This window comes from Escherichia sp. E1130 (assembly GCF_005781065.1).
GTDB lineage: Bacteria > Pseudomonadota > Gammaproteobacteria > Enterobacterales > Enterobacteriaceae > Escherichia.
The window spans coordinates 21,255-34,627 of sequence record NZ_VATL01000002.1 but is presented as its reverse complement, the minus strand read 5'-3'; the positions used below and the strand labels follow the sequence as shown (position 1 = coordinate 34,627).

General features: G+C 53.6%; 12 protein-coding genes. 2 read left to right on the top strand and 10 right to left on the bottom strand.

Translation table 11 applies throughout. The features are described from left to right. Window positions 1-37: 37 nt before the first annotated feature. The 7 genes from dedD to pdxB form a co-directional block, all read right to left on the bottom strand. Complete coding sequence (gene dedD / locus FEK66_RS01575) at window positions 38-700, bottom strand: cell division protein DedD (protein WP_130207256.1); 663 nt, start codon at window positions 698-700, stop codon at window positions 38-40. Then, entirely contained in the window at window positions 690-1,958 is a 1,269-nt protein-coding gene (gene folC / locus FEK66_RS01570) for a bifunctional tetrahydrofolate synthase/dihydrofolate synthase (protein WP_130207258.1), read from the bottom strand. The genes dedD and folC overlap by 11 nt, the downstream gene beginning before the upstream one ends. Before the next feature lie 73 nt (window positions 1,959-2,031). Then, window positions 2,032-2,946, bottom strand: coding sequence for an acetyl-CoA carboxylase, carboxyltransferase subunit beta (gene accD / locus FEK66_RS01565; protein WP_064526523.1), 915 nt, complete (start codon window positions 2,944-2,946; stop codon window positions 2,032-2,034). 155 nt (window positions 2,947-3,101) lie between these two features. Beyond that, a complete protein-coding gene (locus tag FEK66_RS01560; RefSeq protein ID WP_130207260.1) occupies window positions 3,102-3,749 on the bottom strand; it encodes a DedA family protein in 648 nt (215 codons plus the stop codon). An 82-nt stretch (window positions 3,750-3,831) separates the two neighbouring features. Further along, the gene (truA, locus tag FEK66_RS01555) at window positions 3,832-4,644 is read right to left on the bottom strand and encodes a tRNA pseudouridine(38-40) synthase TruA (protein ID WP_001283597.1); all 813 of its coding nucleotides are present in this window, start codon (window positions 4,642-4,644) and stop codon (window positions 3,832-3,834) included. Further along, on the bottom strand, window positions 4,644-5,657 hold the full coding sequence (locus tag FEK66_RS01550; protein ID WP_135494660.1) for an aspartate-semialdehyde dehydrogenase: 1,014 nt from the start codon (window positions 5,655-5,657) through the stop codon (window positions 4,644-4,646). The genes truA and FEK66_RS01550 overlap by 1 nt, the downstream gene beginning before the upstream one ends. 65 nt (window positions 5,658-5,722) lie before the next feature. Then, window positions 5,723-6,859 (bottom strand): 4-phosphoerythronate dehydrogenase PdxB, encoded by a 1,137-nt coding sequence (pdxB, locus tag FEK66_RS01545; RefSeq protein ID WP_130207264.1) that lies wholly within the window; start codon window positions 6,857-6,859, stop codon window positions 5,723-5,725. A gap of 99 nt (window positions 6,860-6,958) precedes the next feature. Here pdxB and flk point away from each other — a divergent pair, with 99 nt between their 5' ends. After that, the gene (flk, locus tag FEK66_RS01540; protein ID WP_131162049.1) at window positions 6,959-7,951 is read left to right on the top strand and encodes a flagella biosynthesis regulator Flk; all 993 of its coding nucleotides are present in this window, start codon (window positions 6,959-6,961) and stop codon (window positions 7,949-7,951) included. Here the strand turns inward: flk and FEK66_RS01535 are convergent. Both FEK66_RS01535 and fabB read right to left on the bottom strand, forming a co-directional pair. Further along, window positions 7,948-9,126, bottom strand: coding sequence for an MFS transporter (locus FEK66_RS01535; protein ID WP_135494662.1), 1,179 nt, complete (start codon window positions 9,124-9,126; stop codon window positions 7,948-7,950). The genes flk and FEK66_RS01535 overlap by 4 nt on opposite strands. Before the next feature lie 265 nt (window positions 9,127-9,391). Continuing rightward, window positions 9,392-10,612 carry a beta-ketoacyl-ACP synthase I gene (fabB, locus tag FEK66_RS01530; RefSeq protein WP_000817178.1) on the bottom strand — a complete coding sequence of 407 codons (1,221 nt, stop codon included), beginning with the start codon at window positions 10,610-10,612 and terminating at the stop codon, window positions 9,392-9,394. 158 nt (window positions 10,613-10,770) lie between these two features. On the opposite strand from fabB, the gene mnmC reads away from it, so the two are divergent. Next, window positions 10,771-12,777: a bifunctional tRNA (5-methylaminomethyl-2-thiouridine)(34)-methyltransferase MnmD/FAD-dependent 5-carboxymethylaminomethyl-2-thiouridine(34) oxidoreductase MnmC gene (gene mnmC / locus FEK66_RS01525; RefSeq protein WP_135494665.1), complete on the top strand. Its 2,007-nt coding sequence runs from the start codon at window positions 10,771-10,773 to the stop codon at window positions 12,775-12,777. Window positions 12,778-13,083: 306 nt separating this feature from the next. On the opposite strand, the gene FEK66_RS01520 is transcribed toward mnmC, so the two are convergent. Beyond that, window positions 13,084-13,362: a YfcL family protein gene (locus FEK66_RS01520; protein ID WP_000559761.1), complete on the bottom strand. Its 279-nt coding sequence runs from the start codon at window positions 13,360-13,362 to the stop codon at window positions 13,084-13,086. Window positions 13,363-13,373: the final 11 nt, after the last annotated feature.

Here is a 13,373-nt window from a genome sequence, read left to right as displayed (position 1 = left end):
GATAAGACGCGCCAGCGTCGCATCAGGCAAAACCGTATTAATTCGGCGTGTAGCCCATCACCACGCCGCTCAAACCAGAGATCTGCTTCAGTTCGCCAAGCGATCCTTTCAGCTTATCTTTTGAGGCATCTGGCCCCACGAGAATACGGGTGATTTTACCCTGCACTGGCGTTGACGGCGAAGTATAAACCCGATATCCCGCGCCACGCAGCTTACCGACAATCTCATTCACTTTATCGGCATTTTTCAGCGCGCCCAGTTGCACAACATAGGCTTTACCCGTCGGCGCTGCCTTTTCTTCAACAACCGGCTTCGGTTCTGGCTTCGGCGGGGGCGGCACTTCAACCTTCGGCTTAGGCGGATCCACCGGTTTCGGTTTCGGTGGAGCGACCGGTGCAGGCTCCGGTTCAAACACGGTATTATTGGCCGCAATGGTTGTCGGGTCGAGCGAAGGCGCTGCGGCATCACCTGCCCGCACCTCTTCTGCCGCGCCTTCTGGCGGCTGTGTCGGCAACGCCTGAGTGGCGGCTGGCATCATATCTGGTTCGTCACGATCGCCCGCTTTCGGCACCAGCGGGATCGCTGCAAACTCATCCTGATAATGTTTTTTCTGCCCATCAAGCAATCCTGGAAGCACAATAACTCCCAGAGCTACCAGCACAATAGTGCCAACTAACCGATTCTGAAACTTACTCGCCACCGCTTCTCCTCGCGTCAATCACTTCCATGACATGTGCGACCGTATGGAACGAACCACACACCAGCACGGTATCTTCCGGTTTAGCGTCCGCCATTGCGGCTTCCCATGCCTGCGCAACGCTATCGAATGGTTTGCCGTTCCCCAGATGCTCAAGCAGTTGTGCTGCCGTGGCACCACGCGGCCCTTCCAGTGGCGCACAATACCAGTCATCAACCACGCTTTTCAACCAGGCCAGTGTTCCGGCAATATCTTTATCATGTAGCATACCGATAACCGCCAGCACGCGCCCGTTTTTCGGTAACGCTTTCATGCGTCCGGTAAGATATTCCGCCGCATGAGGATTATGGGCGACATCAAAAATAACGCGTGGCGTCTCGCTCACAATCTGGAAACGTCCAGGCAAAATTGCGCTGGCGATTCCGTCGCGAATTGCCTTTTCACTGACTTCCAGGCCGCTGGCACGCAGTGCCGCCAGCGCCGTTGCGGCATTCGGTTGCGGGACAAGTGGCAACGGTAATCCCGCCAGCGTGCCGTGAGCATCGGTAAATGACCAGTCATGGTCAGTGACGGAATAATTCCACTCAACGCCACAACGTTGCAACAGTGCGCCTTTCTCCTGTGCTACATCGGCAATGGTGTAAGGCATTTCCGGTTCACCGACGATTGCCGGTTTTTCGCTGCGGAAGATCCCTGCTTTTTCTCGACCAATGCTTTCACGATCTGGCCCCAGCCAGTCGGTATGATCCAGCGCGATACTGGTCACCACGGCAACATCAGCATCGACAATGTTAGTAGCATCCAGACGACCACCCAGACCTACTTCCAGAATCACCACATCGAGTTGCGCCTCTTTGAACAACCACAATGCCGACAGCGTACCGTATTCAAAATAAGTCAGAGAAATATCGCCACGCTCGGCCTCAATCTCGGCAAAAGAAGCCGTATGGGCCGACTCCGCCAGTTCTTTGCCCTGTATACGAACGCGCTCGGTATAACGCACCAGATGCGGCGAACTGTAGACCCCCACCCTGTACCCTGCCGCCATCAGAATCGACTCCAGCGTACGGCAGGTCGTGCCTTTGCCATTAGTTCCCGCAACGGTAAACACAAACGGTGCAGGTTTAAGGACGCCAAGACGCGCCGCAACCTGGCTGACGCGATCAAGGCCGAGATCGATAGTTTTACTGTGCAGGTTTTCCAGATAAGAAAGCCACGAAGCCAGAGGCGACGCGGCTTGAGGAGTGCGTTTGATAATCATGGTATCCGCTGATTCGTTACGGGGAGAATAAATAGCAAAAGGGCAGAGCCAGTGGCCCTGCCCTTATCAGTTATCAGGCCTCTGGTTCCTGATCCGGCACCGGTGGCACCACTTCGCCTTCACGCGGCGCATCAGGATTAGGCGCTGGCAGATTCATCAGCTTCGCCAGAATGCTCGCCAGTTTCAGGCGCATTTCCGGTCGACGGACGATCATATCGATGGCGCCTTTCTCGATCAGGAATTCACTGCGCTGGAATCCTGGCGGCAGTTTTTCGCGAACGGTCTGTTCGATAACGCGCGGACCGGCAAAGCCGATTAACGCTTTCGGTTCAGCAATATTGAGATCGCCCAGCATCGCGAAGCTTGCAGAAACACCGCCCATAGTCGGGTCGGTCAGTACAGAAATGTACGGTAACCCGCGCTCCTGCATTTTCGCCAGTGCCGCAGAGGTTTTCGCCATCTGCATCAGCGACATTAACGCTTCCTGCATACGTGCGCCACCAGAAGCGGAGAAGCAGATCAGCGGGCAGTTATCTTCCAGCGCTTGCTCAACGGCACGCACGAAACGAGCGCCAACCACTGAACCCATTGAACCGCCCATAAAGGCGAATTCGAATGCCGCAGCGACAACCGGCATACCATACAGAGTGCCTTTCATCACCACCAGCGCGTCTTTTTCGCCGGTTTCTTTCTGCGCAGAGGCCAGACGGTCTTTATACTTTTTGGAGTCACGGAACTTCAGCACATCTTTCGGCTCAAGCTCGCTACCCAGCTCCACAAGGCTGCCTTCATCTAACAAGCTATGCAGGCGGTTACGCGCCGACATACGCATGTGATGGTCACATTTCGGACAGACCTCAAGATTACGTTCCAGTTCAGCGCGGTATAAAACCTGACCGCAGCTATCACACTTAGTCCACACACCTTCAGGAATGCTCGCCTTGCGGGTGGGAGTAATGTTGCTTTTAATTCGTTCAATCCAGCTCATTAGGGACCTTTCTGTCTGAACCTGGTTCGATGCCAGTTTTATCTTTGGGGACGCATAATGCCATTTTTGCCCCCAACAGACCATGAATGTTGCACATTAAAACATAACAGCCCGAAACTTTGGATAAAAAAGTGGTCGAACCGCGGAGTTACTTTTTATTTTGCAGCGCGTTTGTGACGAATAAATTCGAAAACCCCAGGCAATATTGAAACAAAAATAATGCCAACAATCATCAGTTTAAGGTTACTCTGAATGAAGGGGAGCGTGCCGAAGAAATAACCTGCGTAGGTAAAAATCAGTACCCACAACAGTGCACCAATCACGTTAAAAGCGGCGAAATGACGATACGACATGTGACCCATTCCCGCAACGAACGGCGCGAACGTTCTGACGATCGGTACAAAACGGGCGAGAATAATTGTTTTGCCGCCATGTCTCTCGTAAAACTGATGAGTCTTATCAAGATAACTACGACGAAAAATTTTCGAATCCGGATTACTGAACAGTTTGTCACCAAATAACCGCCCAATGGTGTAGTTGACCGCATCACCCACAATTGCAGCAATCAACATCAGTACCACCATCATATGGACGTTGAGATCATTAGTCTCCAGAGATGCCAACGCGCCAGCGACAAACAGCAACGAATCACCAGGCAGGAATGGCGTTACCACAAGCCCGGTTTCACAGAACAGAATCAAAAACAGAATGGCATAAACCCAGACGCCGTACTCTGCGACCAGTTCCGCCAGATGCACATCAATATGCAAAATAAAATCGATGAGGAAATAAATCAGGTCCATAATTGCCTATGCCTTGTACTCTTCATTTCTCAGGCTGTAACTGCATTGGCTACAGCCTGAAATTTTTAGAGCATTATTCTCATTAGTCCGCCAGAAACAGCGGGCCCATTGGCGGTTTTGGAAGATCAAATCGGTCAGGGTAATCTACCGCAACCAGATACAGCCCTTCCGCTTTCGCCGTTGCTGCCGCCAGCGTTCTGTCCTTTGCCGCTAACAGCTCTGCTATCCAACTCTCTGGCTGGTTGTGGGCGCCTACTTCCATCAGGCTACCGACAATATTCCTCACCATATGATGTACAAAGGCATTCGCTTTGATATCTACCACCACATAAGGACCATGTCGCGTGACGTTAATATGCATAACGTTGCGCCACGGCGTTCGGGACTGGCACTGCACCGCGCGAAATGAGGTGAAATCATTCTCGCCCAACAAGCATTGCGCAGCCCGATGCATCCGTTCGGCATCCAGCGGTTCGTAGAAGTGGGTCACACCTTTACTCAGCACTGCCGGGCGCAGCCGATGATTGTAGATGATGTAGCGATAACGGCGAGCCGTGGCGCTAAATCGGGCATGAAAATCATCAGGTACAGCTTTAACCCAACGCACGGCGATGTCACCAGGTAAATTCGCATTTACGCCTAATGTCCACGCGGCGTCTTTGCGCTGCGCGGTGGTTTCGAAATGCACTACCTGCCCGGTGCCGTGTACGCCTGCGTCAGTACGCCCGGCGCAGAAGACGGTGATGGGCTCGTTCGCCACCTGGGAGAGCGCCTTTTCCAGCTTCTCCTGCACACTGCGGACTTCGTTCTGCCGTTGCCAGCCGTAATACCTACTGCCGTCGTACTCAATGCCCAGCGCAATTTTATAAACTGGCGGTTGTTGCTGGTCGGACATTAGTACAGATACTCCTGCACCAGTTTCTCGGCGATTTTCACTGCCATCAGTGCGCCGCCAAAACGGGCATTATCAGCCACAGACCAGAACTGGATTTGCTCTGGAATACCGTAATCATTGCGCACGCAGCCCACAGAAAGATGCGGCGTACCGGAAGCGTCACCCACCTGAGTAGGAAACTCGTTCTCTTCAGAGAGCACAATATCTTCGCCCTGGGTAAAGGCATCACGCGCTTCTTCTGCCGCCAGCGGACGCAGAGCTTCAAAGTTGACCATCTGAGCGTGACCGTAAAATACCGGTGCCTGCACGACGCTTGCCGAAATCATCAGCCCTTCGTCCTGCATGATTTTGCGCACTTCATCGACGATACGACGTTCTTCGCGCACGCTACCTTCCCTGTCAGGCAGTAACGGCAGCATGTTGAACGCCAGCTGACGTCCGAAGAAATCTTCTTCGTCAATCGGAATGCCGTTGAGCAATTTCGCACTCTGCCCCGCTAACGCATCGACCGCTTTTTTGCCCTGGGCGGAGGCTGAAATCAGGCTGGTAACGCTAATACGCGACAATCCGCCCTGATCGATTAACGGTTTCAGAGAGGCCAGCAGCTGGCTGGTCAGGCTGTCCGGTACGGCAATGACATTACGGTTACGGTAATCAGCAAGTACAAACGGGTTTACTTCCGGCACCACCAGCGGTACGTCGGGTTCGAGAGCAAACAATCCGCTGCTGTCGATAACCAGGCAGCCTGAGTTGGTTGCTTCTTCAACCCAGGTCGCGGTCGCTTCTTTGCCTGCGACAAAAAACGCCAGTTGCGCCTGCGTCCAGTCAAATTCGGCAGCATCCTGCACGGTGATTGTCTTACCACCAAAGCGCAGATGTTCGCCTGCGCTTTCGTTACGTGCCAGTGCATAAATTTCCCCAACCGGGAACTGACGTTCAGCCAGCGTTTCAATCAGGGCTTCGCCCACAGCGCCAGTTGCGCCCAGGACGGCAATGTTCCAGCCTTCAGACATGGTGGTTTACTCCAGAAAATGCAAAGCTCCCTGCCTATGTTACAGCAGAGAGCATGAAGAAGAGATTAACGAGCCGGATGATGAACGGCGTTAAAACCCAGTTTACACAGTAATGATGCCGCACTGGCGTCATTACAAATCACATACAGAGACGACCATTCACGGCGCTCAAGGTAATTTTTGCGCAGTTTATCGAACTCACCCGGTATTCCGGCGACTTTACGCAACGGCGCATCGTCGCGGCGCACATCATACACCAAATGCACCAGCCTTTTTAGCGTCGGCTGATCGAGCGGACCATGCAGCGTGATGCGGCCAAACTCCGGCGCGGGCAGTAAAGTATCCAACGCCACGTGCTGTTCATGACCAATAAACTTGCTGTAGGCTTCAAACACTTGCGTTGTGCCACGCGCTTTACCTTCGAGGGTGTAGCCCGCGATATGCGGCGTGCCGATATCCACTTTTTGCAGCAGCTCGACGTTGAGTTCTGGCTCGCCTTCCCAGACATCCAGCACTACGCTTAACTTCTGACCTTCATTCAGGCAGGTCAGCAGTGCGGTATTATCGACAACGGCACCACGGCAGGCGTTAATCAGAATCGCCCCCGGCTTCAGGCTGCGAATCAGTTTTTCATCCGCCAGATGCCGCGTTTTGTACGGACCATCTTTAAAGAGTGGAGTATGGAAAGTCAGAATGTCTGCTTGCGCGACCAGTTCATCAAGAGGGCGGAAATCCCCCTCATCCCCACGATCGGCGCGTGGTGGATCGCAAAGTAATGTTTTGATCCCCCACGCTTCCAGCCGTGCCTGTAAACGTCGCCCGACGTTGCCGACGCCCACGATCCCCACGGTACGCTCGTGCAGTGAAAATCCATCGCGTTCGGCGAGCATCAGCAGTGACGAGAAAACATATTCCACTACCGCAATCGCATTGCAGCCAGGTGCAGCAGAAAAACCAATTCCCGCCTGCTTTAACCACGCTTCATCGACATGGTCCGTCCCCGCGGTCGCGGTGCCAATAAATTTTACTGGTTTTCCTGCCAGCAAAGATTCATTCACTTTCGTGACCGAACGCACCATCAAAGCATCTGCATCATCCAGTTCAGCAACTGGAATTGGACGCCCCGGAACCGCTTTCACCTCCCCCAGACGACTAAATAATTCGCGGGCATAAGGCATATTTTCATCAACAAGGATTTTCACGTTTGTGGTACCTGTATGAGAACGAGAGTTAACCGGACAAGTGTGCCATAATCTCGCGGCCAGGCATACTTGCGATGATTTCAGGTATAAGGATACGTAATGATACAACCAATTTCCGCCCCTCCTGGGCAACCACCGGGTCAGGGGGATAAACTGTCGTCTGGCGCAGGCAATCAGCCTTTATCCAGCTTGCAACGTACAGTGCTGGAAAGTTTGATAACCAAAGTGACTTCGCTGACGCAACAGCAGAGCGCGGAATTGTGGGCCGGTATAAAGCACGACATCGGTCTGCCAGGCGATTCACCGTTACTTTCACGCAATTTCCCCGCCGCAGAACAAAACCTTGCACAACGTTTACTGGCCGCGCAAGAAAGCCATTCTGTCCGCCAGCTTTTGGCGCAATTGAGCGAGTACTTACGGCTGGGGAATAATCGTCAGGCGGTCACAGATTACATTCGTCATAACTTTGGTCAGACGCCGCTGAATCAACTCTCACCGGAGCAATTAAAAACCGTCCTGACGCTGTTACAGGAAGGGAAGATGGTTATTCCGCAGCCGCAACAGCGCCAGGCGACCGATCGCCCTTTGCTACCGGCAGAACACAATACGCTTAAGCAACTGGTGACTAAACTCGCGGCGGCAACAGGAGAACCCAGCAAACAGATTTGGCAATCTATGCTGGAACTTTCTGGGGTAAAAAATGGAGAATTGATCCCGGCCAAAATGTTTACCCACCTGGTTACCTGGTTGCAGGCACGCCAGGTGTTAAGTCAGCAAAATACACCGACACTGGAGTCGCTTCAGATGGCGCTAAAACAGCCACTGGATGCCAGCGAGTTGACAGTATTATCGAGCTATGTTGAGCAAAAATATGGCCTTTCTCAGCATTCAGCCCTGACTTCCGCGCAGGCCGAGGATATCCTCAACCAGCTTTATCAACGGCGGGTGAATGGGATTGAACCGCGAGATATTCAACCGTTGCTCAATCCCTTTACGCCATTCATTAACACGATGCAAGAAATGGCCATGCGCCCCAGCCTGTGGATATTGCTGACCGCCATCATCGTGATATTGGTCTGGTTATTGAGTTAACCACGACGAAATGACAGTATCGTCACGATAATCCCCAGCACCGCCGATATCGCCCCGGCAAGGAATACCGACGAGTAGCCAAATGTGGTCGCCAGGACACCTGCCAGTGGCCCGGAAACACCGAGGGCGATATCCTGAAACGCCGCATAACCGCCGAGCGCAGTACCGCGAACCTGAGACGGAACGCGCTTAACCACTTCCACACCAAGCGCCGGGAAGATAAGTGAACACCCTGCCCCGGTTAACGCCGCACCGGCTAACGCCACCCACGCGCCAGGCGCTTGCCAGAGCAGCAACAAACCTACCGTTTCGACAAGCAAAGAGACAATCGCCACTTTCACGCCGCCAAAACGGTCTGGCATCCAGCCGAACATGACGCGCATCACGACAAATGCGCCGCCAAATGCGGTGAGCGTAAAGCCTGCCATCGCCCATCCTTTGCTGGCAAAGTAGAGCGATACAAAGGTTCCGATAACCGCAAAGCCAACGCCCTGAAGCGCCAGACCAAGCCCCGGTTTCCAGATAAGCCCGACAACACTCCACAGCGATGGACGTTCTCCCGCCATTGCCGGTACTTTGCGTACTGTGCCGTTACAAGCCCACGCCAGTAAAGGCAATGCCATTGTCGTAAGCGCCAGTGCGGCAAAACCGTAATGGCTATGAATCAACAAGCCAAGCGGTGCGCCCACCGCCAGTGCGCCATAAATCGCCATCCCGTTCCACGACATCACTTTGCCAGAGTGTTTCGGCCCGACAATGCCCAATCCCCAGGTCAAAGCGCCCGTCAGCAACTGGCTTTCGCCAAAACCAAGAATCAAACGCCCGATGACCAGCAGGGCAAATTTAATTGGTGCGGAGACAGGCAAAAGCGCCGCCAGCAGCAGCGCGCCGCCAGCCAGACCGCAGGCGAACATACCCTGAAGCGCCGAACGTTTTGCGCCATATTGATCGGCCAGTCGTCCGGCGTAGCCACGCGTCAGCACCGTGGCCAGAAACTGAATGCCGACGGCAATCCCGACCATGGTGTTGCCATAGCCCAGTTCATGATGAACAAACAGCGGGATAACCGGCAATGGCAGCCCTACGGTCATGTAAGTTAGAAAAACCGCAAAAGCGATGCGGAAGAGCGAAAAATTGGCAGAAGATCGTGTTTCTGTTTGGCTTACAGCAGTCATGCATTACTCCAGAATGCAGCGCAAGGCGAGGAGTCTCCCCGTCTCATCTCTCTGGTTTTCAGGGTTACGGTGCGTTGGCAGGATTTAACGCGTACGTCTTTTCAGAAGGAAATCGACAAAACGGGAAGTTTGCCTGGAACAGGCGGCGATTGTCAATGATGTGAAAAAGGGAACCATCAGGTTCCCTTTTTCTTTAGTGCCGGAGGCAGCATTGGCGTGTAACGTCGGATGCGACGCTGGCGCGTATTATCCGACCTACTCCGACTTAATCTTTCAGCTTACGCATTACCAGCGTGGCGTTGGTGCCGCCGAAGCCGAAGCTGTTAGACATCACGGTGGTCAGTTCGCGATCGGTCGTTTCGGTCACGATGTTCAGACCCGCAGCCTGCTCGTCCAGCTCTTCAATGTTGATGCTCGGGGCGATAAAGCCGTGTTCCAGCATCAGCAGAGAGTAGATAGCTTCCTGTACGCCAGCAGCGCCCAGAGAGTGACCGGTCATTGCTTTGGTTGCAGAAATCGCCGGGCTCTTATCGCCGAACACTTCACGGATAGCCGCCAGCTCTTTCACGTCGCCAACCGGAGTCGAAGTACCGTGGGAGTTCAGGTAGTCGATTGGGGTATCAACACCGTGCATCGCCATCTTCATGCAGCGCACTGCGCCTTCGCCAGACGGAGCAACCATGTCTGCGCCATCAGACGTTGCGCCGTAGCCAACGATTTCAGCGTAGATATGAGCACCACGTGCCAACGCGTGTTCCAGTTCTTCGACCACCACCATACCGCCGCCGCCAGCGATAACGAAACCGTCACGGTGAGCGTCATAAGTACGGGAGGCTTTTTCCGGGGTGTCGTTGTATTTGGTAGACAGCGCGCCCATTGCGTCGAATTCGCAGGCCATTTCCCAGCACAGCTCTTCGCCGCCGCCGGCAAACACGATGTCTTGTTTGCCCAGTTGGATCTGCTCTACTGCGTTACCGATACAGTGTGCGGAAGTCGCACACGCGGAGCTGATGGAGTAGTTAACGCCGTGGATTTTGAACGGCGTGGCGAGGCAGGCAGAAACGCCAGATGCCATCGCTTTAGTGACCACATACGGGCCAACCGCTTTCAGGCCACGCGGGCCGCGCATTGCGTCAGCGCCGAACACCTGGAAACGCGGAGAGCCGCCGCCGGAACCTGCAATCAGGCCAACGCGCGGGTTATTCTGGTAAGCTTCCGGGGAGAGGCCAGCATCTGCAATTGCCTGCTCCATAGAAAGGAATGCATAAATGGATGCGTCGCTCATAAAGCGCACAACTTTGCGGTCAATGAGGCCAGTGGTATCCAGTTTTACGTTGCCCCAAACGTGGCTACGCATGCCGGAATCCTTCAGCTCCTGAGAGAAAGTGATCCCTGAGCGTCCTTCACGCAGAGATGCCAGGACTTCCTGCTGGTTATTACCGATGCTGGAAACAATGCCCAGGCCAGTAATCACTGCACGTTTCATTCAATACCTCTGTAAGTCGCACATAGAGTAAGTTTCGAATGCACAATAGCGTACACTTGTACGCCGAACAAGTCCGATCAGCCAATTAATAGAGAAATTTGCGCAGCCTGGCACACATCGCTAAGATCGAGCCACCGCCTGTAAGACGAGTAACTTACGTGAAACACTACTCCATACAACCTGCCAACCTTGAATTTAATGCTGAGGGTACACCTGTTTCCCGAGATTTTGACGATGTCTATTTTTCCAACGATAACGGACTGGAAGAGACGCGTTATGTTTTTCTTGGGGGTAACCAATTAGAGGCACGCTTTCCTGAGCATCCGCATCCTCTGTTTGTGGTAGCAGAAAGCGGCTTCGGCACCGGATTAAACTTCCTGACGCTTTGGCAGGCATTTGATCAGTTTCGCGAAGCGCGTCCACAGGCGCAGTTAAAGCGCCTCCACTTTATAAGTTTTGAGAAATTTCCCCTCACCCGTGCGGATTTAGCGCTAGCGCACCAACACTGGCCGGAACTTGCGCCGTGGGCGGAACAGCTTCAGGCGCAGTGGCCTTTGCCCCTGCCCGGTTGCCATCGTTTATTGCTCGATGAAGGCCGCGTAACGCTGGATTTATGGTTTGGCGATATAAACGAACTGACCAGCCAACTGGACGATTCGCTAAATCAAAAAGTAGATGCCTGGTTTCTGGACGGCTTTGCGCCAGCGAAAAACCCGGATATGTGGACGCAAAATCTGTTTAACGCCATGGCACGACTGGCGCGTCCGGGCGGCACGCTGGCGACATTTACTTCTGCCGGTTTTGTCCGCCGCGGTTTGCAGGAAGCCGGATTCACCATGCAAAAGCGTAAGGGCTTTGGGCGCAAACGGGAAATGCTTTGCGGAGTGATGGAACAGACATTACCACTCCCCTGCTCCACACCGTGGTTTAATCGTACGGGCAGCCGCAAACGGGAAGCGGCAATTATCGGCGGCGGCATTGCCAGCGCGTTGTTGTCGCTGGCACTACTACGTCGCGGCTGGCAGGTAACGCTTTATTGCGCGGATGAGGCCCCCGCGCTGGGTGCTTCCGGCAATCGCCAGGGGGCGCTGTATCCGCTTTTAAGTAAACACGATGAGGCGCTAAACCGCTTTTTCTCTAATGCATTTACTTTTGCTCGTCGGCTTTACGACCAATTACCCGTTAAATTTGATCATGACTGGTGCGGCGTAACGCAGTTAGGCTGGGATGAAAAAAGCCAGCATAAAATCGCACAGATGCTGTCGATGGATTTACCCGAAGAACTGGCTGTAGCCGTTGAGACAAATGCGGTTGAACAAATTACGGGCGTTGCGACAAATTGCAGCGGTATTACTTATCCGCAAGGTGGCTGGCTGTGTCCGGCGGAACTGACCCGTAATGTGCTGGTACTGGCGGAAAAGCAAGGTTTGCAGATTCGTTATCAACATCAGTTACAGGATTTATCCCGTAAGGATGACGGTTGGTTGTTGAATTTTGCAGGTGATCAGCAAGCGACGCATAGTGTAGTGGTACTGGCGAACGGGCATCAAATCAGCGGTTTCAGCCAAACATCATCTCTGCCAGTATATTCGGTTGCCGGGCAGGTCAGCCATATTCCGACAACGCCGGAACTGGCAAAACTGAAGCAGGTGCTGTGCTATGACGGTTATCTCACGCCGCAAAATCCGGCGAACCAACACCATTGTATTGGTGCCAGTTATCACCGTGGTAGCGAAGAGACGGCATACAGTGAGGAAGATCAGCTGCAGAATCGCCAGCGATTGATTGATTGTTTCCCGCAGGCACAATGGGCGAAAGCGGTTGATGTCAGTGATAAAGAGGCGCGCTGCGGTGTGCGTTGTGCCACCCGCGATCATCTGCCAATGGTAGGCAACGTGCCTGATTATGACGCGACACTCGTGGAATATGCGTCGCTGACGGAGCAAAAAGATGAGGCGGTAAGCGCGCCGATTTATGACGATCTCTTTATGCTTGCTGCTTTGGGTTCGCGTGGTTTGTGTTCTGCCCCGCTGTGTGCCGAGATTCTGGCGGCACAGATGAGTGAAGAACCGATTCCGATGGATGCCAGTACGCTGGCGGCGTTAAATCCGAATAGGTTATGGGTGCGGAAGTTGTTGAAAGGTAAAGCGGTTAAGGCGGGGTAATCTGCTTTGGCATTGTTTGTCGGATGCGGCGTGAACGCCTTATCCGACCTCGTGTGACGTGTAGGCCTGATAAGACGCGATAAGCGTCGCATCAGGCATGGTGCTCCCAATGTCGGATGCGGCGTGAACGCCTTATCCGACCTACGTGTGACATGTAGTCCTGATAAGACGCGGTAAGCGTCGCATCAGGCATGGTGCACCCAATGTCGGATGCGGCGTGAACACCTTATCCGACCTCGTGTGACGTGTAGGCCTGATAAGACGCGATAAGCGTCGCATCAGGCATGGTGCTCCAGACGCCGCAACTTACTGCTGTGACGCCTGCTGAAACAGGTGTTCCCACATATCGGTTACCAGCGCCTGGTCACGCGGCGACAATTCACCGGCACCAATGGCTTTTTCCAGACTCTGACTAACGGTTGTATGTACCGCCTGAGCGGAGTGGTCATCACCACTTTCCAGTTCTGCGATAGCTAATGTCAGGTGGCCACGCAAATACCCACTGGCAAACAACTCATCATCACTGGCATGGTCAACCATACCGTCGATTAATGCCAGAATGCGTGATTCAAACTCCGCGATCATCTTCTTTCCTC

Bases quoted from the DNA above. Each gene is read 5' to 3' on its own strand.
- FEK66_RS01560 (WP_130207260.1), bottom strand. From the start codon at position 3,749: ATGGACCTGATTTATTTCCTCATCGATTTTATTTTGCATATTGATGTG.
- FEK66_RS01550 (WP_135494660.1), bottom strand. From the start codon at position 5,657: ATGTCTGAAGGCTGGAACATTGCCGTCCTGGGCGCAACTGGCGCTGTG.
- FEK66_RS01535 (WP_135494662.1), bottom strand. From the start codon at position 9,126: ATGACTGCTGTAAGCCAAACAGAAACACGATCTTCTGCCAATTTTTCG.
- flk (WP_131162049.1), top strand. From the start codon at position 6,959: ATGATACAACCAATTTCCGCCCCTCCTGGGCAACCACCGGGTCAGGGG.
- FEK66_RS01520 (WP_000559761.1), bottom strand. From the start codon at position 13,362: ATGATCGCGGAGTTTGAATCACGCATTCTGGCATTAATCGACGGTATG.
- truA (WP_001283597.1), bottom strand. From the start codon at position 4,644: ATGTCCGACCAGCAACAACCGCCAGTTTATAAAATTGCGCTGGGCATT.
- fabB (WP_000817178.1), bottom strand. From the start codon at position 10,612: ATGAAACGTGCAGTGATTACTGGCCTGGGCATTGTTTCCAGCATCGGT.
- accD (WP_064526523.1), bottom strand. From the start codon at position 2,946: ATGAGCTGGATTGAACGAATTAAAAGCAACATTACTCCCACCCGCAAG.
- folC (WP_130207258.1), bottom strand. From the start codon at position 1,958: ATGATTATCAAACGCACTCCTCAAGCCGCGTCGCCTCTGGCTTCGTGG.